This window comes from Bacillus sp. SIMBA_005 (assembly GCF_046535585.1).
Taxonomy (GTDB): Bacteria; Bacillota; Bacilli; order Bacillales; family Bacillaceae; genus Bacillus; species Bacillus pumilus.
In genome coordinates this window covers 1-273 of record NZ_JAWRWI010000376.1, presented here as the reverse complement: position 1 = coordinate 273, position 273 = coordinate 1, and the positions used below count along the sequence as shown (strand labels likewise).

1 protein-coding gene is annotated in these 273 nt (G+C 66.7%); it reads right to left on the bottom strand.

Annotated features, from left to right (window positions below):
• Positions 1-229: hypothetical protein (locus SB660_RS20530; protein WP_486304207.1), on the bottom strand; the 229-nt coding region annotated here is incomplete at its 3' end.
• Positions 230-273: the final 44 nt, after the last annotated feature.

The window sequence follows — 273 nt, the reverse complement described above, 5'->3', positions numbered from 1 at the left end:
CGTGCACCCGGTACCCGTAGAGCTGCCCCGGCTGCACCGAGGGGAGGTAGCCGTGCCAGACGAAGGCGTCGACCTCGGTGAGCGTCACACGCTGCTCGCCGCCGTCGTCGTCGAAGAGGCACAGCTCCACTTTCTCCGCGCCCTCGCTGAACAGCGCGAAGTTCGTTCCCTGTCCGTCGAAGGTCGCTCCGAGGGGGTATGCCGATCCAGGCCAGATCTCGTGACTCATGGGATCTGCTTCCGCTCGAGTGCCCGGTACTGGCGGTCCCACCA